The organism is Mesohalobacter halotolerans (assembly GCF_006120725.1).
GTDB classification, from domain to species: Bacteria; Bacteroidota; Bacteroidia; order Flavobacteriales; family Flavobacteriaceae; genus Psychroflexus; species Psychroflexus halotolerans.
Genome location: NZ_SWMU01000002.1, coordinates 509,328 through 533,779, shown reverse-complemented (window position 1 = coordinate 533,779; position 24,452 = coordinate 509,328). Strand labels below are relative to the sequence as shown.

Below are 24,452 nucleotides of genomic sequence, written 5' to 3'. Positions count from 1 at the left end.
AGAAATTGTAAAAAATATTCAATTAATTATAAACCTGCTATGGCTGAGAAAAAATAATTAATTTGCAGTTTTCATAGTGCAATACTTTAGATTTTGATAAAATCCACTTTAATATTTTTATTGACCTTAATAATTGTTGGACTTAGTATTTATACAGGTATTTTTTGGGATAATATCACTTTTGTATCTGCCATGGGAAATGCACTATATAACAATGGCGTTTTAAATTGGTTGAGTATATCTAATCAAATTGATCCAGGTCATCCACCGACATTAGCAACTTTGTTAGCATTTTTTTGGAAGCTGTTAGGGAAGTCACTTTGGATTTCTCATCTTGTGATCTTACCTTTTGTGTATGGATTACTACTTCAGCTATACAATTTTGTGCATCATATTGTCAATCATAAACGCCTAAGCCTATTTGCATTTTTGTTAGTTTTAGCGGATCCAACTTTACTTGCACAGTTGGTGACTGTTAACCCTGAGGCCATTCAGCTATTTTTTTTCTTTTTATCACTTAATGCCGTATTGAACAATAACAAAACACTAAAAGTTATAGGTTTAGTTGGTTTATCTCTTGTTTTGTATCGAGGTATGATGCTTGGTTTTGGTATTTTCCTCATCGATATTTTGCAACACAGTTATTATCATAAACAGACTCTAAAATCTTTTTTAAATAAGCAAAATATTTTAGTTTATATTTTAAGTTCTATACCTGCATTAATCTACATCCTTTGGCGACTTGTCATGAAAGGTTGGCTGATATCAAATCCGCATCAACCTTGGGGAAATGCTTTGGATTACTCTTCAGAATCTGGATTTTTATGGAATTTTGGAAGAAATATAGGTATGTTGGTACACCGTTATATTGATTTCGGTCGAGTATCAGTTATTATATTTATAATAATTGTCCTGATATGGTTTAGAAATAAAATTTCGGATAAGATTAAGTTGCTCTTGTTCATGGCAATTTCATCTGTGGTCGCCATAATAATTACGAGTCTTTTTATTAATAATCCTATGGGACATCGCTATTTCATTCCCTCTTATTTGCTTTTGTCATTAACAGCATTTGTTTTGATAGAAGAGAATATTTCTAAGGTTAAAACAAAATCAGTTTTATATGCTTTTTTATTAATAAGCTTAATATCTGGAAATTTTTTCATATACCCAGACAAAATTTCTCAAGGTTGGGATGCTTCTTTAGCACATTTGCCCTATTGGGAATTGCGTGAAAGCGCCATAAATTATTTAGATGACAATGATATTAAAATAAATCATACAGAAACTTTTTTTCCTAACAATACAAGTATTGATGCTGTTGAACTTAATGGAGACGAAAGAACTTTTTTAGATTTTTCAGGACAAGAGAAATATGTTTTGTATTCTAATGTGTTTAATATTAAAGATTCTGAATATAAAACCCTTAAAATCGAATACGATACTCTAAAGATATTTAAAAAAAGAGGTGTTAAAGTTCTGATTCTAGAGAAAAAATAATCTCAATATCTTAAATAAATTCAAGTTTTACTTTTAAAGTATTTATATTTATCGTAATATTGCAATGTAATAATCGAGTAGTGATTAGTGATTAGTGAGTAGTGAGTGGTGAAGAGTGAGTGGTGAAGAGTGAGTAGTGAGTGGTGAAGAGTGAGTAGTGAGTAGTGAGTGGTGAAGAGTGTTATTTCCTAAAACATACTAAACCAACAACCAGCAACAAACAACCAGCAACAAACAACCAGCAACGAACAACGAATAACGAATTACAAAATCATGGGTTTAACCAAAACAGAAAATTTTACAGTAAAGCAAAATCAAATTGCAGGTATGGCGAAGGCTTTAGCTCACCCGGCACGAATTGCCATCCTACAAGAAATCATAAAAGCCAAATCTTGTATTTGTGGTGATCTGGTCAGTCGGATCAATCTCGCACAACCTACCATTTCACAGCATCTCAGGGAGTTGAAAAATGCAGGATTAATTAAAGGTGATATTGAAGGAACCAGTGTATGTTACTGCATTGATGAACACCATTGGAAGTTGTTAAGAGATACTTTAAATACCTTTTTAAACCAAGTTCCTGAAATCAAAGACAATTGTTGTTAACCAAAAAAAATAATAATATGACTTTAGCAGAAATCAAAAACAACCTCAAAAAAATTGAAACCTTAAAATTTATACTACCCGATGGCACTCAGGTGCCTTCGCATTTTCATGTCACTGAAGTGGGTAAAGTGACTAAGCACTTTATAGATTGTGGTGGTACTGAGCGATTTCAAAACGTAATTAATTTTCAACTCTGGACTGCCGATGATGTTGATCACAGGTTACAAGCCGAAAAACTCAACAGCATCATTTCACTTTCTGAGAAAAAACTCAATCTCGATGAAAATGCACAAATTGAAGTTGAATATCAAGGACAAACCATAGAAACTTACGGGTTAGATTTTGAAGATGAAGAATTCAAACTCATTCCTCAACAAACCGACTGTTTAGCCAAAGACAAATGTGGTATACCTGAATCCAAACCCAAAGTTAAATTAAGCGACATGCAAGCTTCTCAAGCGTGTTGCTCACCCGATAGCGGTTGTTGTTAAGCCATGGGGAAGTTTGAAAAATACCTAAGCGTATGGGTGGCTTTAGCCATTTTGGTTGGAATCGGCATTGGTCGACTGTTTGGTGACTCTATTACGTTTTTAAGTGAACTTGAGATTGCTAAAGTTAATATTCCGGTGGCGATCTTGGTGTGGATGATGATCTATCCAATGATGGTGCAAATTGATTTTTCATCACTTAAAAACGTCACTAAAAACAGTAAAGGCATCGGACTGACTTTAGTGATCAACTGGTTGGTAAAACCCTTTACCATGGCGTTTTTTGCCTGGTTATTTTTAGATCAGATTTTTCAGGCCTATTTATCGCCCGAAGATGCCGAACAATACATTGCCGGTGCTATTATTTTGGGTGCAGCGCCATGTACAGCCATGGTTTTTGTGTGGTCTTACCTCACAAAGGGTGATGCCAATTATACGTTGGTTCAAGTGTCGTTAAACGACATCATACTATTGGTCCTTTTTATCCCTATTGTCAAGTTTTTACTGGGCGTCACCAATATTGAAATTCCTTACGACACCCTAATCTATTCGGTTGTAATTTTTGTGGTTATTCCTTTAACAGCTGGTTATATTTCGAATAAGATGTTGATCAAAAAACATGGAATCTCCTGGTTTAAATCGGTGTTTTTAATCAAATTAAAACCGCTATCGATGATAGCTTTGATCACCACATTGGTCTTATTGTTTGCTTTTCAGGGCGATAAAATACTCAACAACCCCTTTGATATACTCTTGATTGCCGTTCCGTTGACCATTCAAACCTATTTTATATTTTTTGTTACTTGGTTTATTGGACGTTATTTGAAATTAAAACACAGCGTTTGCTCGCCTTCGGCTATGATTGGCGCGAGTAATTTTTTTGAATTGGCCGTTGCGGTAGCGATATCACTGTTTGGGCTTAATTCCGGGGCGTCACTTGCTACCGTGGTTGGGGTTTTAATTGAAGTTCCAGTCATGTTATCACTAGTGGCTATCGCTAACCGTTGGAAATATTAAGCTATGTATACTCGCGTAAAATCTTACATTAAACAATTTGAGCGAGACGATCATCGTATTGAAATGCAGAGGAAAACTGACATTAAGGCTATAGCCGAAGCCATGAAGCAGCACTCAATTGAGTTTTACCAATGCATCTTCATATGTACTCATAATTCTCGTCGGAGCATATTTGGACAGGTCTGGGCAACTGTCCTAGCCGATTACTATGCTGTGGCTTTAAACGCCTTTTCCGGTGGAACTGAAGTGACGACAGTCAATAATAATGCCCTCTTAGCATTAGCAGACCTGGGATTTGAGGTTCAAGAACCTCAAAATGCCGATAATCCAAAGGTTGAGGTGCGTTATGGCAGTTCCAGCGTTGTACATTGTTTTTCAAAAGTATTTGATGACGACCCAAATCCACATCGAGATTTTTTTGCCATGATGATGTGCGACCATGCGGCAGAACACTGTCCTATTATTCCAAATGCTTTAGAGCGATTTAATTTGACTTATCCTGACCCCAAACGTTTTGATGGAACCGCTCAGCAAAATCAGGAATATAAGAGAGTCGCATTGACCATAGGGCAGGAGCTGAGTTATCTTTTTCGATGCTTTCAAGTCTAGAAGCTCGTTGGTACGATAATGCTGCTACATAAATTCAAACTGTAAGCGTTTTAAAACCTTGTTTTCTCTTGCTTAATGGCTATATTTGCGAAGCCTAGCCCCGATAGAAGTGGAAATCCCGCATCACGCCTTAAGCGTGAGAGGAATTGAAACGGATAGCGGGTATAAGCTCCAAAAAAAAATTCTATGATAGATTTAAGAAGCGATACGGTTACCAAACCAACAGCCGAAATGTTAGCATTTATGCAAAGCTGTGAAGTTGGTGACGATGTTTATAAAGAAGACCCAACCGTGAATGCTCTCGAAGACTTTGTTGCTAAATGGTTTGGCTTGGATTCGGCTTTATACTTTCCTACGGGGAGCATGGCCAATCAAGCCGCGATAAAGATGCATACTCAACCCGGAGAACAGCTCATCTGTGATAAATACGCCCACGTCTACCATTATGAAGGTGGTGGTGTATCCTTTAACTCTGGCGTATCTTGTAAACTGATAGACGGCCACCGCGGAATGATCGAAGCCGAGCAGGTCAGAGCGGCAATTAATCCGCCGGATTTTTACCACAGTCCGCTTACGAGTTTAGTTTGCTTAGAAAACACGACGAACAAAGGTGGAGGCGCTTGTTATGATATCGAGGTCATGAAGAATGTAAGAGCCGTATGTAATGATGAAGGATTGGGGTTACATCTGGATGGGGCAAGATTATTTAATGCTATTACCGCCAGCAGCTATACTCCAAAAGACTTAGGACAAATTTTTGATACCATCAGCATTTGTTTATCTAAGGGACTCGGTGCACCCATGGGCACAGTTCTGGTTGGAAAAAAACATGTGATGCAAAAAGCGATGCGCGTCAGAAAAGTTTTAGGTGGCGGTATGCGACAAATAGGGTATATGGCCGGATGTGGACTTTATGCGCTTCAAAACCACGTTGAAAGGTTGCAGGATGACCACGATAAAGCACAGGCCATTAGTTCGACTTTAGAACACTTAGACTTCATTAAACGCGTTGAACCCACGGAGACGAATATCATTATATTTTACTTAGATGATCAGGTTCAAGCTACTTTATTTGAAGACTACCTGGCTGAAAACCAAGTTCAAATAAGCAATATGGGTGAAGGGAAGTGGCGCATTGTGACTCACCTGGATTATACAGATGCGATGCACGTCGAATTTTTAGATATTCTCAAAGGCTTCAAGGCCTAAACGCGGGGTTTGATAACGTAAGGAATGAATTCCCGCTGGGGTAAGCTGTAATAGGTTTTTTCTTTTTCAGTAAAATCATTCGTATACTCAACAGGGTGAACGTCAAAACCAACAGAACTGAGCTTCTCAAAATAATCTAAGCCGTAAACTCTAACGTGGTCGTACTGGCCAAAGATTTGTGTACGTGCCTTTGGGTCGGTAATACTATCGTCTTCAAAGGTCTCTTTTCTGTTCAGATCCTGAGGAATTTGAAGGATTGCCCATCCACCGGGTTTGAGAACCCTAAAGATTTCCTGCATGGCTTTGACATCATCCTTAATGTGCTCCAGGACGTGGTTACAGAGAATAACATCAAAAGAATCATCTTCGAAGGGTAAGTCGCAAATATCAGCTTTTACATCAGCTAATGGCGAATTGATATCGGTGGTGGTGTACTCTAAATGATCGAGGGTTTTAAATCGCTTATAAAAGGCCTGTTCTGGGGCAAAGTGCAAAAGCTTATGTGGTGCTGAAAAAAAATCAGTTTTGTATTTTAAGAATAACCATAACAACCGATGTCTCTCTAGTGATAGGGTAGAGGGAGAAAGCACATTTTGGCGAACATTTTCATAACCGTAAGGTAAAAATCTTCGAAATGTGGAACCATCAATGGGGTCCTTAAATTCTGAACCATTGTATATGATTTTCAGTAAAGGTTGAAAGGTGACGCTCAGTCTAATTAGAAACGTCCTTGGGAAAATGTTAAGTAAAAACTTGAATAAGGCGTTCATTAGATGTATGTCAGTAGAATTAAAATTTTGAAATGAACGATACAAAACGTATTAAAGTGCCCAGAGCGGGAGTCGAACCCGCACGCCCTAAAGGACACATGGCCCTCAACCATGCCTGTCTACCAGTTCCAGCACCTGGGCTCAATCTATAGCTTATAAGCAAAGCGTAATAATACTTTGAATGATTTAACGATTCATAATTGTGACCTGGTTGGGGCTTACCTCGACAAGCTCAGCATATCCCGACACTTCTCCCGACACTTCGGGACTCGCCACATCCATCTCACGTTGTGATCTGGCTGGGGCTCGAACCCAGGACCCTCTCCTTAAAAGGGAGATGCTCTACCAACTGAGCTACCAGATCTAAAAATTTTCGGAACTATCGAAAATTGGTGTTGAATACATGATTAGTTCAAAAAAAACCAATCGGTATTCGGTATTCTGCTGAATTTGGTTAACGTTTAAAACTTCAAATCCTGCTTAAATAGTGATCTGGCTGGGGCTTACTTCGACAAGCTCAGCATATCCCGACACTTCGGGACTCGCCACATCCATCTCACGTTGTGATCTGGCTGGGGCTCGAACCCAGGACCCTCTCCTTAAAAGGGAGATGCTCTACCAACTGAGCTACCAGATCGTGTTTAAATGTCAAAGATGCATTTGCAACTAAGCAAGTCTCAAATTTTTGAGGGTGCAAATATACTATCATTATTTAATTTATCAAGATTAAGACTTTATTATTTTAAAGTAATTTTAAATTTGTCTATCAAATTATTACTATGAAAGTTATATTAGGATATATGGGTTGCGGAAAGTCCTCAGTTGGAAGCTATTTGAGTGAACATCACAACCTAAGTTTTGGCGATTTGGACGATTTTATTGAGCGACGAGAAAACCGCTCCATTAAGGATATTTTTCAACATCAAGGTGAAATTTATTTTAGAAGGATTGAACACCAATGTCTGAAAGACTGTTTAAAACAACAACCTTATGATGTTTTTGCACTTGGTGGAGGTACACCGTGTTATGCAAACAATATGGAGCTCATTAATGCTGAACAGAACGTCACTAGCATTTATCTTAAAGTCGATTTCGAGATCCTGACCGACAGACTTTTTAATCAAAAAGAACAACGGCCTTTAATAGATAACATCACGGATAAAAATCAACTCAAAGATTTTATCAGAAAGCATTTATTTGAAAGAGATTATTATTATCGTCAGGCCAAGCACCTAATCGACGTATCTGAAATGAGAATTGAGGCTATAGGTCGACAAATCTTGTCCATTTAAAACAGTTCTGCTTTTGAAGATTCGCCAAAGCTTACTTTGACAGTTTCGTTGATAGATGTTGAAAGTGATATGCCCTTAAAATCAGCTTTTATAGGATATTTCTTATGACTCCGATCCACTAAAACAGCCGTTTTAAGTTCTTTGAGGTTGGTTTCCAAAAGATGTTTAACCGTGTAGATTAAAGTAGTACCTCGGTTAAGAACATCATCGACGATCACAACGCTTTGGTCTTTCATGTCTTCAAGGCTCAGGCTAAATTTTGGATTTTGGTAGGGATGTTTCTTATCAATTTTAATTTCACAGAGCAAAGGTTTAATATCACTAATCTCTATTATAGTTTCCATGATGCGTTTCGCAAACACAAATCCGTTTTTTGATATCCCTCCAATAATAAGTTGCTTTTCTCCGTCATAGAACTCCAGAATTTGAAAGGCAATGCGTTTGACTTTGTGGCGAATTTGTTGGTCGCTTAATATGATAGTCTTTTTATCCATAAAATTAAAATATTGTATTTAAACCCAACTTTGATTGAAAACCCTTCAATTAAACAAAGTATTTTCAACAAGTTAATAAAAATGAAGCTTGATGTAAAATATCCGAGCTAGGGATTGTAAAAATAATTATTTAATCGATATTTAGCCCTTCATTCTAACCTTAAAATTTATAAATTTTGTGTGGTATTGTTTGTGCATTCAATTTAAAGACGACACCGGAGAAACTTAGACCTCAAATTCTTGAAATGTCCAAAAAACTCCGACATCGCGGTCCTGACTGGAGTGGAATATCTGCTCATAAAAATGCGGTTTTAGCTCACGAGCGATTAGCTATTGTAGACCCGACTTCCGGTAAACAGCCTATATTTAGCGAAGACCAAAAACTGGTGCTTGCTGCCAATGGTGAAATATATAACCATAATGACCTCAGGCAAAAGGTTGAAAATTATAAATTTACGACACAATCAGACTGTGAGGTTATCTTGGCTTTATATCAACAAGAAGGACGTGAGTTTTTAAACGAACTGAATGGAATTTTCGGATTTGCCCTTTATGACTCTGAAAACGATGAATATTTGATTGCCAGAGATCATATGGGCATCATACCACTTTATGTGGGTTGGGATGAGCATGGCACGTTGTACGTGGCTTCTGAGCTCAAAGCTTTAGAGGGTATCTGTCAGAAAATAGAGGTATTTCCACCAGGACATTACATGACTCAAGAATCCCATGATTTTAAACAGTGGTATCAGCCAAAGTGGAGAAATTATGAGGATGTCAAAAACAATAACACTTCAAAAGAAGCGATTAGAGAAGCCTTGGATGCAGCTGTTCACAGACAATTAATGAGTGATGTGCCTTATGGTGTTTTACTTTCCGGAGGTTTAGATTCTTCTGTAACTTCTGCCTTAGCAAAAAAATATGCTGAAAAACGGATAGAAGAGCACGACAAAACAGGGGCATGGTGGCCAAAATTGCATTCTTTTGCAACTGGTCTTGAGGGTTCCCCGGATTTGAAAGCAGCAAAACTTGTTGCCAAACATTTGGATACCGTACACCATGAAATCATCTTTACCATACAGGAAGGGCTTGATGCCGTTAAGGATGTGATTTATCATCTTGAAACTTATGACGTGACTACAGTAAGGGCATCGACACCCATGTTTTTGATGGCAAGAGCTATTAAGGCTATGGGTATCAAGATGGTTTTGTCCGGAGAAGGTTCTGATGAGTTGTTTGGCGGTTATCTTTATTTTCATAAAGCCCCAAATGCCAAAGCTTTTCATGAAGAAACGGTAAGAAAACTCGATAAACTTTATTTGTATGATTGTTTACGAGCAAATAAGTCTCTCGCAGCTTGGGGTATTGAAGGGCGCGTTCCATTTTTAGACAAAGAATTTATTGATGTTGCGATGAGTATAAACCCGGAAGATAAAATGATCAAAGAAGGGAGAATTGAGAAATGGGTATTGCGGAAAGCATTTGAAGACTTGCTTCCAGATGAAGTGGCATGGCGACAAAAAGAACAATTTTCCGATGGAGTGGGATATTCATGGATAGATACCTTAAAAGATAAAGTTAACAATGAAGTGAGCGACGACCAACTTAAAAATGCACACTATAAATACCCATATCAACCTCCAAAAAGTAAAGAAGAGTTTTACTACAGAAGTATTTTTGCTGAACATTTTCCAAGTCAGACTGCTGCTCAAACTGTTCCGTCTGTTCCATCGGTAGCGTGTAGTTCTGAAGTGGCGCTAGAATGGGATGCCTCATTCAAAAACATGAATGATCCGTCAGGTCGTGCAGTTTCAAATGTCCATGATAAAGGCTATTAAAAGCTGACTTGTGATTTAATTATTCTAATTCTACACTGTAATTTACTAATTCTTGTAGAGTCAAAAGACTAATATCTTCTAAAGTAAATTCTGGAATAGGAATCTCTTCAAATACAAAATTGGTATCGGTTTCGCTTTGGACTAAACCTACACCATCTGCAAAATAATTGGTCACTACCACAGCATCTTGGCTTTGGAGAATAGGAATATTTAAAGGTAAAGGATCCGTGATGTTAGCCGTGATTTCTAAATTAATAATTAACTGTGAACTAATGACATTGTCGTAAGTAACGTCATTTGAATCAAAACTTTCAAAACTGTCTCCCATTATAGAAGATAATGTATAATTGATACTAAGAGGTAAACCTTGAAATTCCTGCTGTATTGATCCGTCTTGTGAGAAAAGCTCTGTATCTAAACTTGCAGAGGTATCGTAAATTTGAACATTTTCTACATCAAAGTTTATCTCGGGAAAATCCGTTAGACCCAAACCGAACTGTCCTGCATAAATTAAAGACGCATCGTTTTTACGAAGTACACCTTGTGATAATACCAAGGTCACCGGACTTGAACCCGCCGGATTATCAGTATCTAATTCATAAACGGTATTTCCGCTATTCTCGGTGGTGCCAGTTATAGATAAAGTTTCTGTGGTGACTATATCATCCTGGCCGGCAACAGATGAAGATAAAGTGTTTTCGTAATCCCAAGAATTGTTAACGACTAATGGAAAAAAGTTCTCGCTTTCTTCGGTTTCAGGATTGTTATTATCATTGTTGTCATTTATAGTGTCATCATCTGAAGAGCAAGCTATTAATAATCCAAATCCAAAGGCTAATAATAAATTAATTGTAATTTTTTTCATCAAATACTATTTTGTGTTACAAATATAGACATTTCAAAAGAAAAGACATAAACCATAGGTTTACATAATAGTATTTATATATTTGTATAAATAATAACTATTATGACCATTACACAATTAAGATATGTCTTAGCCGTAGCAGAGCACAAAAACTTCACCAAGGCTGCAGAACATGCTTTTGTCACTCAACCTACGCTAAGTATGCAAATTCATAAATTGGAGGAAGAGCTTGGAGTTGAAATATTTAACCGTAACAAAAAGCCTATAGCTCTAACTCAGGTTGGTCAAAAAATAGTAGAACAAGCACGAAATATTGTTAACGAAAGCTTTAGAATACAGGATATTGTCGAACAACAAAAAGGTCATGTAGGTGGTGAGTTCAAATTGGCTATTATTCCAACAATAATGCCAACCTTATTACCGATGTTTCTTAAAAATTTTATTAATCGCTATGCAAAGGTCAACTTAAAAATATTAGAGCTCAATACGGCTGATATTATTTTGAAACTCAAATCAGGACAAATTGACGCAGCTATTGCTGCAACACCACTGGAAGCCGAAAACATTGTGGAAAAACCATTGTATTATGAGCCTTTTGTGGGGTATATACCAGAATCTCATCAATTGCATTCTAAGTCCAAATTGTCACCAGAAGATTTAGATGCAGATGATATTTTACTACTAGAAGACGGGCACTGCTTTAAAGATAATGTACTGAATATTTGCAAGAACAGAAATGCTCCACATCAACTGCCTTATCAAATTGAGAGTGGAAGTTTTGAGACTTTAATAAAACTTTCTCATGAAGGTTTAGGAATGACATTACTGCCTTACCTTCAAACTTTAGAACTATCGAGCAAGCTTCAGTCTAATCTCAAAAATTTTAAAAATCCAAAACCTGCCCGAGAGGTCAGTCTAATTTATCATAAAAGCGAACTTAAACTTCAAATTATCAAAGCACTTCAAGATACGATAACCGGCGTGATAAAAGGTGCAATTGCTTTTCAGGACGTTGATATTGTAAGTCCAATACCAAAACAATGACATTTTATAAAACCTAAACTTTAAATGTTCTTAGGCTTTATAAAATACATAAACAATGCTTACTTTTGCCGACTAAATTATTATTGATATGAAAGCAGGAATTGTAGGCTTACCTAACGTTGGAAAATCCACCTTATTTAATTCGTTGTCTAATGCAAAAGCACAAAGTGCAAATTTTCCGTTTTGTACTATCGAACCTAACATTGGTGTCGTAAATGTACCGGATCCAAGGTTAGAACGATTAGCAGAAATTGTGAATCCCGAACGTGTTATTCCTGCAACTGTAGAAATAGTTGATATCGCTGGCTTAGTTAAAGGTGCAAGTAAAGGCGAAGGCTTAGGCAACCAGTTTTTAGGAAATATTAGAGAAACAGACGCCATAATTCACGTTTTAAGATGTTTTGAAGACGACAACGTCGTACATGTTGATGGAAGTGTAGACCCCATTAGAGACAAAGAAACTATAGATATAGAATTGCAGCTCAAAGATTTAGAAACTGCAGAAAAAAAATTGGACAAAGTCAAACGTGCGGCAAAGACTGGTCAAAAAGAAGCTCAAAAAGAAGCTGAAATCCTTCAGAAAATTATTACTTGGCTAGAACAAGGAAAATCGGTAAGAAGCCTTGAAGTGGATGACGAAGACCGTGTAAATTTTATAAAACCACTTCAGTTTATTACCGATAAACCCGTGATGTACGTCTGCAACGTCAATGAAAACGATGCTGTAAATGGCAATACCATGGTAGAAAAGATAAAAAATGTAAGTCGTGATGAAAATGCTTTAGTCTTGACTCTTGCTGTAGGAATAGAGGCTGATATTGCTGAGTTGGAATCGTACGAAGAACGACAAATGTTTTTGGAAGACATCGGTTTAGAAGAACCTGGTGTGTCCAAGTTAATCCGTTTAGCCTATAATCTTCTCAACCAACAAACCTACTTTACAGCTGGCGAAAAAGAAGTCAGAGCCTGGACTGTGCGTAAAGGTTCAACCGCACCCGAAGCAGCCGGTGTAATTCACACTGATTTTCAAAAAGGATTTATACGAGCAGAAGTTATAAGCTTTTCAGACTACGATAAATATGCTAGTGAATCTAAAATTAGAGAGGCAGGAAAGCTCAGAATAGAAGGTAAAGACTATATTGTAAAAGATGGTGATGTGATGAACTTTAGATTCAACGTTTAGGTATTTAGAAACTTAATAAAATTATAAAAGACATTGCATATATTCAAAATTTGTTGGGTTATATTGCATCTTTTATTATATTTAATTTTCGAACCTAAACATTGAAAGATATGTCTGAAGATAAAGCTAAAAATACCCAATCTAACAATCATCACAACAAGAGTGAAAACCTTAAAAACGGAGATGATACTAATAATGCTTTAAATCCTGATAGTCAAGCGCAAGACAAGCCCTTGACTGAAGAAAAATCTCAAAGTCCAACTGAGGCAAAGCAGAAGTCTTCAGACGCTAAAACAGACAAGACAGCAGCAAGTACTAAAATCAACAAAGACTCGACATCTAAGTCTAAAGATGATAATGAAAAGACCAAAAATTCTGCTAAGGATAAGCCATCTAAAAAACCTTCTGATAACGACACCAAGGAAAAAGATTCTTCGACTAAACCTGTAGAAGAAAATATAACAAATGAAGTCGAGACAACATCTGGTGATAAAACTGATGATTCGACAGAATATCCAGACCCTAAAAACACTGCAAACGATACCGAAGTAGGCGATATCGAAGATAATCATCACAAAGCAATTGATGATGCCAATGCTGAAGATTCTGAAGATGAACACAATGCCTCAAGACATGATATTGAGCTGAAAGACTATGATGCTATGTCTATGGACGAACTGGTTATTGAACTTGAAAAACTTTTAAAAAAAGAAAAAGTTCAAGCTATTCGCGAGCATGTGACACAAATTAAAATAGCGTTTGACAAGAAGTTTAACGAAATAATAGATGAAAAGAAAGAACAATTCATAGAAGATGGCGGTAATATTATAGATTTTCATTACTCCTCACCGGTTAAAACTAAGTTTAATCGCATCTATTTTGAATACAGGGAAAAACGAGATGCTTATTATAAGAATCTCAAAAAAAACCTCAATGAAAATCTTCAAAACCGCTTGGCTTTAATCGAAGAACTCAAAAATATGATTGGAAGTGGCAAAGACATGAAAGCAACTTTCAAGCAGTTTAAAGACCTTCAAGAGCGGTGGAAAAACGCTGGACCTGTTCCGAGAAATGAATATTCTCAATTATGGAAAACTTATCACCATCACGTCGAGCGTTTCTACGATTTCTTGCACCTAGATCGAGAGTTTAGAGACTTAGATTTTCAACACAACTTAGACCAAAAGTTAAAAATTATTTCTAGAGCTGAAGAACTGGCTGAAGAAGATGACGTTAATCGGGCGTTTAGAGAATTGCAACTGTTACACAAGATGTGGAAGGAGGAACTTGGTCCTGTTGCCAAAGAATATCGCGATGAAATATGGGATAAATTTTCTGCAGCAACCAAAAAAATTCACGACAATAGAAAAGCCTATTTTGAGCAACTAGACAAGGAACGTGAAAAAAATTTAGATGTCAAGCTCGATATTATCAAGCAAATTGAAACGCTTGCTGATACCGAAATTAAGTCGCACAAGCACGCCCAAAAGCAAATAAAACTCGTGCAGGAGCTCAGAGATTTATTTTTTAAATCTGGTCGAGTGCCACAAAAAGATAATGAAAGGGTCTGGAAAGCATTTAAAGAACAAACCAGACGATTTAACCGTTCCAAAAACGCTTTTTATAAAAACTTAAAAAAACAACAAAAAGAAAATCTTGAAAAAAAGCTCGAGTTAATCAAAATTGCAGAAGACAACAAAGACAGTGAGGATTTTGAAACCACAACACCACTGATGAAAAAAATACAGGCCGATTGGAAGAAGATTGGTTTTGTGCCTCGTAAGCATTCAGACAAAATATGGAAACAGTTTAAAGCCGCATGTAATCATTATTTTGATAGGTATCACGCCTTTAAAAATGAAGAAAATGCAGAGGAATTTGAAGCGTTTAAGACCAAAAAAGATTTACTAGATGAAATCAAAAACTTAAAACTTAAAGGAGAGAAAAAAGATGATCTCAAAACGATAAAAACCTATATCGAAAAATGGAAATCTATAGGTTTAGTGCCAAAACAAAAAAGATATATTGAAGGTAAATTCAATAAAGCTCTAGATCAATTATTTAAGCAAATTCATATAGATAAAACTGAAGCTGAATTACTCAAATATGAAAATCGCCTACAAGATCTTGAAGAATCTGATGATGACCAAAAAATTTACAAAGAAGAACAGTTTTTACGAACCAAAATAAGCGATACCAAAAGCAAAATCAATCAATTTGAAAATAACTTGCAATTTTTCTCAGAAGACGACAAAGAGAGTCCATTGGTTAAAGAAGTTTACGACAATATTGATCAACTTAAAGAAGAGCTTGAAATGTGGCAGACCAAATTAAAAAAAATTAAATCATTGTAAGTTAGATGACAAAGTCTACAAAGACGGTGATATGTCCATTATGTCATGACCAAACCCATTGGTTTTGTGATTACTTCAAAACACCAAAAACATTTTACCGTTGTCCTAACTGTAAAGCCATATTTAAGTCTTCTAATTTTTTTTTAGATCCAGAATTGGAAAAAAACCGGTATCGCTCCCATAATAATGATGTTAAGGATACGCGCTATCAAGATTTTGTAAGTCCTATTACTGATGCTATCAACAAGAATTTTTCAAAAAATGCCTTAGGCTTAGATTATGGATGTGGCACCGGGCCGGTTGCATCACATGTTTTAGAGCAACAAGGATTTTCTGTTAAACTTTACGATCCTTATTTTTATCCTGATACCTCGTATGAAAATAACACCTACGATTTTATCATTTGCTGTGAAGTCATGGAGCATTTCTATATGCCCGATAAAGAATTTAGCAAACTTAATAACTTATTAAACCACAATGGAAAACTATATTGTAAAACCAAAATGATATCAGATGATTTTACAGTAGAAGCCTTTAAAAACTGGCATTATAAAAATGACCCTACACATGTGTTTTTTTACAGTCCAAAAACTTTAAAAGTCATTTGCCAAAAATTTGGCTATAAATCTGTATATTATAATGATAAATTAATTACGTTTAGCGCATGAAAGACACCAAGTTACATACTATAGCTATGATTCCGGCTCGATTACAAGCCACGAGATTTCCCAGAAAACTTTTGCAGGACTTAGGTGGCAAAAGCGTTATTGCTCGGACTTACCTCAATACAAAAGCCACAGGTTTATTTGATGATGTGATGGTAGTAACTGACAGTCAAGAGATTTACGATGATATCAAAAGCCACGATGGTCAAGTTATAATGAGCCAAACCGAACACAGTTGCGGTAGCGATCGTATAGCAGAAGCCGTTCTGGCAATTGATACAGATATTGTCGTCAATGTTCAGGGTGATGAACCTTTTACAGATAAAACAAGTTTAAAACACTTGCTGAATGTATTTTATCAAAAAGATGCCGAGCAAATTGATTTAGCTTCACTTATGACACCACTGCAAGACGAAACTGATATTTTAAATCCCAATTATGTCAAAGTGATTGTTGATAACAATAATTTTGCCTTGTATTTTTCCCGATCTCCAATCCCATACTCAAGAAATCAACAAGCACCTACTCAATATTATCGTCACAAAGGCATTTATGCGTTTAGAAAGCAAGCAATTTTAGATTTTTCTACGTTACCTATGCGAAGCCTTGAAGCTGCAGAACAAATCGAATGTATTCGTTTTTTAGAATACGGCAAAACCATAAAAATGGTTGAAACACAAGAAAATAGTTTTGGCATTGACACACCACAAGATTTAGTTCGTGCTAAAGCCTTTTTAAACCAACAAAATCAATAAAATATGGAGGAGCAAAAGCTCATGTCACAAAAAAAGCCGTCTTTTCCCATCAACGAAACGCTTTCTAATTATTTAAAAACTTATAACCGTGAGACCAAAATACCGGTATTTTATGATGATTTGATGCGATTTTCAGGGTCTGTCGCAGTTTTTGATAAGAATGATGAAGATACTTTATGGGTGAGGTGCTATTATCCAGATTTTGAACGCGATGCAATTGACGAAAGTTTAAAAAAAGTGTATACCATTTTACATTCTGACGGTAAAACTGGTAACCTTGATTTTTTAAATATTGATGCCATTGATTTCTGTACCTTTGGGAATTCTAAACCGTTTCGCATAAAAATTAGAAATATTTTAAACGATAATTTCACTTATTTCTATGTCAAAAAAGCAGATGCTTCAAGAATTTACGGCTTAGATTTTGAACATATATTATCTCCTCACCGAATTAACTTTTTAGTTTACAAAGATACGCTGATTGAAGAGCACATTTCAGGTATTCCTGGCGATGTATTTATCAAAGAATTTTTAGAGGATTGTGATCACCTTGAAAAAACTCAAATCGCCAAGCAATTTGTCAAGTTTAATGAGCGGTGTATACTTAGACTACTTGGCGATATGCGATCTTATAATTATGTGGTCATTCCTACACACGACTTTGACCATGTCGATTACAAAATTAGGGCTATAGACTTTGACCAGCAATGTTATGAAGGCAAGCTTAATGTATATCGCCCGCACTTCTTTAAGGAAAACTATACTATGGTCAAATTGGTTGAAAAACATCTAGAAGAATCATCTATTCTACAATACAAAAAAGAAGAACGCTCACAAGTTGCCAAACGTTTAATCACCTCTGAAAAACGCTTTAGAATGTTGATTAGGAGTATGATAAAAGATCACGTCTCTACAAAAGACAACGTCAAACAATTACGAAATGAGTTGGTGGCTTATACTAGGGATATTAAATTTAAACGTGCTAAAACAATGGGTCATATTTTAAAAACAGCACTCGAATTTGTCAAGCGTAATTATCAAGAATACGATGAGGTGTTTTAAATTTTGCTTAGCTGATTGAAAAATAAACCTAGCAGTTTCCAGCAGTTTTTTTGAAAAATATTTCAAATATCAGATTTAGGTACAATTGAAGTATGAATTAAATTTAAAGCCGATAAGCAACGCGTAAATCAAAAAAATCTGCGACATTAAGGTGAGCTTTAAGACCAAAGCCAGCTTCAAATTTATCCGTAAAGCTATAACTTAAAAAATATCGTTGGTAAATATCATCGTTAATACGATAATCATTAAAGTAATAAACTCCGAGTTGTTGGGCAAACGTCACCTTGCCTAACCAAAACTCATGACCGATTAAGGCGCCAGCCTGGACAAAACTATTACTGTTTCCTTCACTTCCAATGAGTTCGCGTCTAGAATAATCTAAGATAATTTCAGTCCCGGCATTTAAAGCACTTCGTTTTCCAATCCAGCGACTATAATGACCTGTAAACCCAAATACATAAAATTTATCTTTATCACCAACCTGTGCATTACTCCAGCCAGAAAAGTGAGTCAAAGATATTCGCTCTTTATTTTCCGGCGCTTGTCTTGATTCAATTTTTTGATAGTCTGGGTAGGAAACAGGATTTAAACTTTTTGCAACACCTATACTCAAGCTCGGAAAATTTATACCTTTATTTGGCGTATTGATGCCACCGTTTGAAGTGTGATTGTATTTGGCTAACATTCTGAGATTCCACTCATTTGAAATTTGATAGTTTATCCCTATTCCAGCCATAATAACCAAACTTAAGTGCGTACTATAGGTATTGTTCAGTGGATTAGTTTGTTCATCAAACGGCTCGGTGAGATAAGTACCTCCAAGCCCTAATCTAAAAAATAGATTTGTTTTTTTCTGTGTTCTAAAATAGGGTTCAGCGTAGCCTAGAGCAATTATTCCGCTTCCAAGAATATCTCTTTTATCAAAGTCCCAATAGGATAGCTCAACACCTAATCTAGGAAAACAATTACAAAATTCCCATGCTTTTTTATTTAATAATAACTTACTCCAATCCAGGCTAATTCCAGTAGGGTAGGCATCACCTATTTCTCTTAATGAACTCGTGTGTTGTAAAATGTAGGCATAGTCAAGACTTAAGCCGATAAAGGTTGGGTTTTTGATAGTTTTATTATGTTCTGCTTGTCCCCAACTTAAATATACTAAGCCCATAAAGAATAGAAAGAGAAGAAGTTTTTTACTCATTTTTAGTCGGTTAATTAAGTAGATCTTCAGACTAGAACTCTAAATTTCGTATATAATATATAAAACAAAATATTTTGTGTTATCTTTAAGTCATTAGCATTTAAATATTAAAATTAAAGGATTAATATTAATAAACTTAAATGTTATTTAATAATTGTCATTGATTAAAAACACTGTTTTTAAAATCATTTACATCAATAAAATACTGAAGCCTCACCGAAAGAGTATGTTGAAAATTTTGTTCAAATAGATCGCTTAATGTGTTGGTGTAGTTCAGTGTTGCTCTATCATTATTTTGAAAGAGTTGTTGTCTATATAGCACTGTGAGAAAGCTACCAGGTGCAAATTGCCAAACGTAATTCAAATCTACATTCCAGGTGTTGAAATTCACATCAGGGCTATTGTCTAGTGCGGTTTTTGGTAAGTTTTCATTGATAGATATTCTCCCATTAGGGTTTAGCTCATACATCAAATCGTCATATAAAACTGTATCCCAATAGTGTCTAAGCTGAAGTGATAATCCATTATAAGAATTAAAATTATAGTTTGCTCTCAAGCTATTTTCAATGATTTTTCTATCGCGTTCACCAAAAACTGGTTGACTTTCAAAAAACGTTGCAAAACCTCGGTCATTAAGTCTATTGTTAAAATTAAATTCGTAGACCATAAAAAAATAGTCATTAAACCTCACTCTAGGCTCGATGTTAAATCTATAAGAAAAAGAATCTCTATTCTCTTCAATGAAAGTGTTTGCATTAGCACGGATATCGATTGCAAATATTCTATTGTAATTTGTAGAAATAAAGCCTCCAAGACCCAGAAAATTTTCTGTAATAAAAAATTGTCCATCAATTCTGGGTTCAAAATAATCAAATTGTTTACCAGGATTATAATCAAGGTTTAAGCCAAAGCTATCGAGATTGAGGTTGGTAGCAAAAAAATCAACATCTAGCCTTAAGCCTGTATAAGTCGATGGTTGTGCTAGACGTCTATAGTTTGCTCTAAATGAAACATTATAGGTTTGAAGCTTGTCTGTAGGTTCAAAAATTTCGTAAGAAAACCGCCCGGTCAAATTGTTAAAATTATTTCTAAATATCAAGCCTAAGTCATTGATATCGTATTGGTCATCAGCATAATCATGTTCTAGACTATATCTGTAATTCCCAAATATTTTACCAATTCTAAGGTTTGTTCTAAAGCCTGTTTGAGTATCATTATCTAAATTCAGATAACTCATTTTAGCTTCGCCGCTAACTCTGTAGGTGTTTGCCTTAGTGCGCAAATCAAATAAAGCGCCAGTTACATTGGCATCTCTAAAGTTACCTTGACGCGTAGTGTTTGTATTGATAAGGGTTACAGAAGAATTGCGATTAAATTGTTTATCTACTACAACGATATTATAGTTTGTTAAAGGTTCAACCGATACTTGTCTAGAAGTATCAGAAATGGTATCTAGAACTGTAGTATTTGTTTTTTCAGTAATGGCATTAAACACCCCTATACCCAAACCATTTTTAAGTCGTCCAGATATTTTAGTAGCATTGATTAAGTCGACTTTATCTGGTCTATTGGTTTCAACTTCATTTTCATTTAACTCAACTTTTCCTATGGGTGCATTGCCGACACGTCTAGAAAAAAATAAATCTCCTTTGTTAAACAATTCAATGCCTTCTTTAAAGAATTGGCGTTGCTCGGCAAAAGTTTGTTCAAAGGGACCGAGATTCAAAACCACGTTATCAAATCTCGCTTGACTAAAATCTGGTATGAGTGTAGCGTCTAAGGTGATATTATCAGTAATACCATACTTTAAATCCATACCCAATTTAAAATCGGTAGTAGTTTTATCGCCTTCAAGATTACCAATCGCAGTTGTAAATGGAAACAAATTGAGACGAAGAGGTGGCTCCAGATCTTTTACACCTATCAACTCTCCGTGATAAATCCCACTGTAACCCTTGGTAGGATCAATTGGATTCCAAGCATATTCAGAACGTTCACGTCTAAAAAATCGCCTGAATTGAATGCCCCAAGTTTGAATTTTGTTTTTTGGAAATCGCAAACTTCTGTATTGAATCATCATTTCCAACTGCCAACCTCTATCAGTATGTTTTACAGCGCTTTCCCAGACCGCATTCCAGCCAAAATCCCTTCCTAAGCTCGGTGATGATAAAGCATCAGCCTGTGTGCCAGAGCTAAATACAATAAACTCAGTATCATTTTGTGCATCATTATTGGGATTGATAACCACTCTAAAGAAATCGGTTTGTCCAAAATCATCACGCTGTGTGATTTGTTTCATCACTAGACTAGGCTCATCATAAAGTATAGCTGAGATGTAAATGCCTTTGTCGTTGTAAAATAACTTGACATCTGTCTTTATATCTACAGTAGCAGGGATATTAAATCCAGGTTCAAATTGAGTGAAACCAGTTGCTACAGGCAACTTTTTCCATACATTATCTGTTAAATTTCCATCTATGTTAGCTTCATTATTAAGTTTTTGAATTTGATATTGTTTGGGTTTTGAGTTTTGAGCAGTCGATTTTAAATTTAGAATAACACTAAAAACAAAAAATGAAAAAAATATTTTACGCTTCATATATTTATCACATCAACAATCTAAAAGTCTACTAATAAAGACAATCAATTGTATACAAAGTTTAAAAGCAAAGTAAAGAGATTCATGTATATGTTAAATAAAAATTAGTTTTTCATTAATAAAATTTCTATTTTGCCTATCAAATTAAACATTCTTAAAAATGAAAGCTGTTAAACGCCTTTTTGATTTTCCTTATTACCAACTAGAAAATTATCCACTAAAAGATGCTTTAGTCACAAAATATAATGGGCAATGGAAGTCACTTTCTACAAAAGATTATATAGCTCAAGCCAATGCATTAAGTAGAGGTTTGATAAAGCTGGATGTAAAACCTAACGATAAGATTGCAGTCATCTCCACCAACAATCGAACAGAATGGAATATTGTAGATATCGGTGTGATGCAAGTAGGCGCTCAAAACGTGCCTATTTACCCGACAATTTCTGAAGAAGATTATGCTTATGTGTTAAACCATAGCGAATCCACATATTGTTTTGTTTCTGATGATGAAGTATTACAAAAAGTTTTAAAAATTAAAGATGATGTAAAGTCTTTAAAAGCAGTTTATACTTTTGATGGAGTAAAATCAGCGCAGAACTGGAAAGCAGTTTTAGACCAAGGTCAAGATGAGTCACTTCAAGATGAAGTACAAAAACGAATGGAAGCTGTAAGCGAAAAAGATTTAGCCACTTTAATTTATACTTCGGGAACTACAGGCCGCCCAAAAGGGGTAATGCTATCCCATAAAAATATTACCAGTAACGCCATAAACAGCGCGACAAGATTACCCTTAGATTATGGTACAGCTAAGGCGTTGAGTTTTTTGCCTGTTTGTCATGTATATGAAAGAATGTTGCAATACATGTATCAATACAGTGGTGTGAGTATATATTTTGCAGAATCTTTAGAGACCATAAGCGATAATCTTAAAGAAGTTAAGCCCGACGTGATGTCTGCTGTACCGCGATTGCTAGAAAAAGTTTATGATAAAATTATAGCCAAGGGTGCAGATTTAACAGAGATCAAAAAAGCCTTATTCTTTTGGGCAGTCAAGCTTGGATTAAAATACAAACCTTATAAAGCCAATGGTTGGTGGTATGAGAAAAAATTGGGACTGGCCAGAAAACTCATTTTTAGTAAATGGCAAGAAGCACTGGGTGGAAACCTAAAAGTTATTGCATCTGGCAGTGCTGCACTTCAACCAAGATTGGCAAGAGTATTCAACGCCGCCAATATTAAAGTCATGGAAGGTTATGGTCTTACAGAGACCTCTCCAGTAGTGGCTGTTAATGATGAGCGCGATAGAGGCTTTAAAATTGGTACCGTGGGAAAGCCCATTTCAGATACCGAAGTAAAAATTGCTGATGACGGTGAAATTCTAGTGAAAGGACCACAAGTGATGATGGGATATTATAAAGACCAGGAGAAAACAGATGAAGTTTTAAAAAATGGCTATTTCCATACTGGTGATATAGGAGAAATAGATGCAGAAGGCTTTTTGAAAATTACAGACCGTAAAAAGGAAATGTTCAAAACTTCAGGTGGTAAATACATCGCACCTCAAATTATTGAAAACAAAATGAAACAATCCCGTTTTATAGAGCAAATCATGGTCGTTGGTGAAGGCCAGAGAATGCCTGCTGCTTTTATCCAGCCTAATTTTGAATTTTTAGAAGAGTGGGCACATCGTAAAGAAGTCGATTTTAAAGATAGAACTGATTTGGTCAATAATCAACAAGTGATTGACAGATATCAAGAAGAAGTTGATTTTTATAATCAAAGCTTTGGAAAATGGGAAAAAATAAAACGTTTTGAATTAACTGCAGAAGAATGGAGTATTGATAAAGGTCATTTAACACCTACAATGAAACTTAAACGCAGAGAAATCAAAGCCTTTTATAAAGACTTATTTGAAAAAATTTATGGCCCTCAATCTTAAGTATGACTAGACATAAAGCAGGCTTTGTTAATATTATTGGCAATCCTAATGTAGGGAAGTCAACCTTGATGAACGCTTTTGTAGGCGAACAACTCTCTATCATAACCTCCAAAGCACAAACAACTCGCCACCGTATTTTAGGTATTGTCAATGGTGATGATTTTCAGGTTATTTTTAGTGACACACCTGGAATAATTAAACCTGCTTATGAATTGCAAAATGCCATGATGAAGTTTGTCACTTCAGCCATAGACGATGCCGATATTTTGATTTACATGATTGAAATAGGAGAGAAGTCCCCCAAAAACGAAGAAATTTTTGAACATATTAAGCAGACCGATAAACCCATAATTTTACTGCTTAATAAGATTGATAAAAGCACAGAAGATCAAGTTAGAAAATCAGTTGATTCTTGGTCCAAAAAACTACCTCATGCTGAAATTTACGCCATATCAGCTTTAAATAATTTTGGTATCGAAGAGGTTTTTAAAAAAATTCTTGAAAAGTTACCAATTTCACCTGCCTTTTATCCTAAAGATAGTTTGACAGATAAGCCTGAAAGGTTTTTTGTAAACGAACTGGTTAGAGAAAAGATTTTGATGCATTATAAAAAGGAAATTCCCTACAGTGTAGAAGTGCAAACAGAAGCTTTTGAGGAGCTCGACCATATTATCAATATTAATACGACCATTGTGGTAGAGCGCAAAACTCAAAAAGGCATTATAATTGGGCATAAAGGTAAAGCTCTTAACCGAATCGGTCGAGAAGCACGTAAAGATTTGGAACAATTTTTTGGTAAAAAAATATTTTTAGACCTGTATGTCAAGATTGATAAAAACTGGCGCTCTGATGATAGAAAGCTCAAAGGCTATGGCTATCAAGCTTAATCAACCTAAATTGCCTAATTCTCGAATCGTCAAATTCTCCAATCGTCAAATTGTCAAATCGTCAAATTGTCAAAT

21 protein-coding genes and 3 tRNA genes are annotated in these 24,452 nt (G+C 35.6%); 16 read left to right on the top strand and 8 right to left on the bottom strand.

Annotation, left to right across the window (positions count from 1 at the left end; translation table 11 throughout):
- Positions 1-120: 120 nt before the first annotated feature.
- The 6 genes from FCN74_RS07020 (at position 121) to FCN74_RS06995 (ending at position 5,429) form a co-directional block, all read left to right on the top strand.
- On the top strand, positions 121-1,500 hold the full coding sequence (locus FCN74_RS07020; protein ID WP_138931872.1) for a hypothetical protein: 1,380 nt from the start codon (positions 121-123) through the stop codon (positions 1,498-1,500).
- 273 nt (positions 1,501-1,773) lie between these two features.
- On the top strand, positions 1,774-2,106 hold the full coding sequence (locus FCN74_RS07015; protein ID WP_138931871.1) for an ArsR/SmtB family transcription factor: 333 nt from the start codon (positions 1,774-1,776) through the stop codon (positions 2,104-2,106).
- Between the two features lie 17 nt (positions 2,107-2,123).
- On the top strand, positions 2,124-2,597 hold the full coding sequence (locus FCN74_RS07010; RefSeq protein WP_138931870.1) for a DUF6428 family protein: 474 nt from the start codon (positions 2,124-2,126) through the stop codon (positions 2,595-2,597).
- Positions 2,598-2,600: 3 nt separating this feature from the next.
- The gene (arsB, locus tag FCN74_RS07005; RefSeq protein WP_138931869.1) at positions 2,601-3,611 is read left to right on the top strand and encodes an ACR3 family arsenite efflux transporter; all 1,011 of its coding nucleotides are present in this window, start codon (positions 2,601-2,603) and stop codon (positions 3,609-3,611) included.
- Positions 3,612-3,614: 3 nt separating this feature from the next.
- A complete protein-coding gene (locus FCN74_RS07000) occupies positions 3,615-4,220 on the top strand; it encodes a low molecular weight phosphatase family protein (RefSeq protein WP_138931868.1) in 606 nt (201 codons plus the stop codon).
- Between the two features lie 186 nt (positions 4,221-4,406).
- Complete coding sequence (locus FCN74_RS06995; protein WP_138931867.1) at positions 4,407-5,429, top strand: threonine aldolase family protein; 1,023 nt, start codon at positions 4,407-4,409, stop codon at positions 5,427-5,429.
- Here the strand turns inward: FCN74_RS06995 and FCN74_RS06990 are convergent.
- The 4 genes from FCN74_RS06990 to FCN74_RS06975 all read right to left on the bottom strand — a co-directional run bounded on the left by FCN74_RS06990 (position 5,426) and on the right by FCN74_RS06975 (position 6,836).
- Positions 5,426-6,199, bottom strand: a complete 774-nt coding sequence (locus tag FCN74_RS06990) for a class I SAM-dependent methyltransferase (protein ID WP_138931866.1) — start codon at positions 6,197-6,199, stop codon at positions 5,426-5,428. The two genes, FCN74_RS06995 and FCN74_RS06990, sit on opposite strands and share 4 nt — an antisense overlap.
- A 57-nt stretch (positions 6,200-6,256) precedes the next feature.
- Positions 6,257-6,340 (bottom strand) — tRNA-Leu (locus tag FCN74_RS06985).
- Positions 6,341-6,490: 150 nt separating this feature from the next.
- Positions 6,491-6,563: transfer RNA gene (locus FCN74_RS06980), tRNA-Lys, on the bottom strand.
- Between the two features lie 200 nt (positions 6,564-6,763).
- Positions 6,764-6,836 (bottom strand) — tRNA-Lys (locus FCN74_RS06975).
- A 142-nt stretch (positions 6,837-6,978) separates the two neighbouring features.
- Here FCN74_RS06975 and FCN74_RS06970 point away from each other — a divergent pair.
- Positions 6,979-7,491 carry a shikimate kinase gene (locus FCN74_RS06970; RefSeq protein WP_138931865.1) on the top strand — a complete coding sequence of 171 codons (513 nt, stop codon included), beginning with the start codon at positions 6,979-6,981 and terminating at the stop codon, positions 7,489-7,491.
- Here the strand turns inward: FCN74_RS06970 and FCN74_RS06965 are convergent.
- A complete protein-coding gene (locus tag FCN74_RS06965) occupies positions 7,488-7,985 on the bottom strand; it encodes a phosphoribosyltransferase family protein (protein ID WP_138931864.1) in 498 nt (165 codons plus the stop codon). The genes FCN74_RS06970 and FCN74_RS06965 overlap by 4 nt on opposite strands.
- A gap of 176 nt (positions 7,986-8,161) precedes the next feature.
- On the opposite strand from FCN74_RS06965, the gene asnB reads away from it, so the two are divergent.
- Entirely contained in the window at positions 8,162-9,823 is a 1,662-nt protein-coding gene (gene asnB, locus FCN74_RS06960) for an asparagine synthase B (protein WP_138931863.1), read from the top strand.
- A gap of 19 nt (positions 9,824-9,842) precedes the next feature.
- Here asnB and FCN74_RS06955 read toward each other — a convergent pair whose 3' ends face one another.
- Positions 9,843-10,688 (bottom strand): hypothetical protein, encoded by an 846-nt coding sequence (locus FCN74_RS06955; protein WP_138931862.1) that lies wholly within the window; start codon positions 10,686-10,688, stop codon positions 9,843-9,845.
- A 102-nt stretch (positions 10,689-10,790) separates the two neighbouring features.
- Between FCN74_RS06955 and FCN74_RS06950 the strand changes: the two genes are divergently transcribed.
- The 6 genes from FCN74_RS06950 to FCN74_RS06925 all read left to right on the top strand — a co-directional run bounded on the left by FCN74_RS06950 (position 10,791) and on the right by FCN74_RS06925 (position 17,751).
- Positions 10,791-11,732, top strand: coding sequence for a LysR family transcriptional regulator (locus FCN74_RS06950; RefSeq protein WP_138931861.1), 942 nt, complete (start codon positions 10,791-10,793; stop codon positions 11,730-11,732).
- A gap of 88 nt (positions 11,733-11,820) precedes the next feature.
- Positions 11,821-12,915: a redox-regulated ATPase YchF gene (gene ychF, locus FCN74_RS06945; protein WP_138931860.1), complete on the top strand. Its 1,095-nt coding sequence runs from the start codon at positions 11,821-11,823 to the stop codon at positions 12,913-12,915.
- Between the two features lie 110 nt (positions 12,916-13,025).
- Entirely contained in the window at positions 13,026-15,269 is a 2,244-nt protein-coding gene (locus FCN74_RS06940; RefSeq protein ID WP_138931859.1) for a DUF349 domain-containing protein, read from the top strand.
- A 5-nt stretch (positions 15,270-15,274) separates the two neighbouring features.
- Entirely contained in the window at positions 15,275-15,937 is a 663-nt protein-coding gene (locus tag FCN74_RS06935) for a class I SAM-dependent methyltransferase (RefSeq protein ID WP_138931858.1), read from the top strand.
- Positions 15,934-16,689, top strand: a complete 756-nt coding sequence (gene kdsB / locus FCN74_RS06930; protein WP_246062579.1) for a 3-deoxy-manno-octulosonate cytidylyltransferase — start codon at positions 15,934-15,936, stop codon at positions 16,687-16,689. The genes FCN74_RS06935 and kdsB overlap by 4 nt, the downstream gene beginning before the upstream one ends.
- 3 nt (positions 16,690-16,692) lie before the next feature.
- Positions 16,693-17,751, top strand: coding sequence for a hypothetical protein (locus tag FCN74_RS06925; RefSeq protein WP_138931857.1), 1,059 nt, complete (start codon positions 16,693-16,695; stop codon positions 17,749-17,751).
- Between the two features lie 103 nt (positions 17,752-17,854).
- On the opposite strand, the gene FCN74_RS06920 is transcribed toward FCN74_RS06925, so the two are convergent.
- On the bottom strand, positions 17,855-18,952 hold the full coding sequence (locus FCN74_RS06920) for an acyloxyacyl hydrolase (RefSeq protein ID WP_138931856.1): 1,098 nt from the start codon (positions 18,950-18,952) through the stop codon (positions 17,855-17,857).
- A 157-nt stretch (positions 18,953-19,109) separates the two neighbouring features.
- On the bottom strand, positions 19,110-21,551 hold the full coding sequence (locus tag FCN74_RS06915) for a DUF5916 domain-containing protein (protein WP_138931855.1): 2,442 nt from the start codon (positions 21,549-21,551) through the stop codon (positions 19,110-19,112).
- Between the two features lie 160 nt (positions 21,552-21,711).
- On the opposite strand from FCN74_RS06915, the gene FCN74_RS06910 reads away from it, so the two are divergent.
- Both FCN74_RS06910 and era read left to right on the top strand, forming a co-directional pair.
- The gene (locus tag FCN74_RS06910; RefSeq protein ID WP_138931854.1) at positions 21,712-23,490 is read left to right on the top strand and encodes an AMP-dependent synthetase/ligase; all 1,779 of its coding nucleotides are present in this window, start codon (positions 21,712-21,714) and stop codon (positions 23,488-23,490) included.
- A gap of 2 nt (positions 23,491-23,492) precedes the next feature.
- Entirely contained in the window at positions 23,493-24,377 is an 885-nt protein-coding gene (era, locus tag FCN74_RS06905) for a GTPase Era (protein ID WP_138931853.1), read from the top strand.
- Positions 24,378-24,452 lie beyond the last annotated feature (75 nt).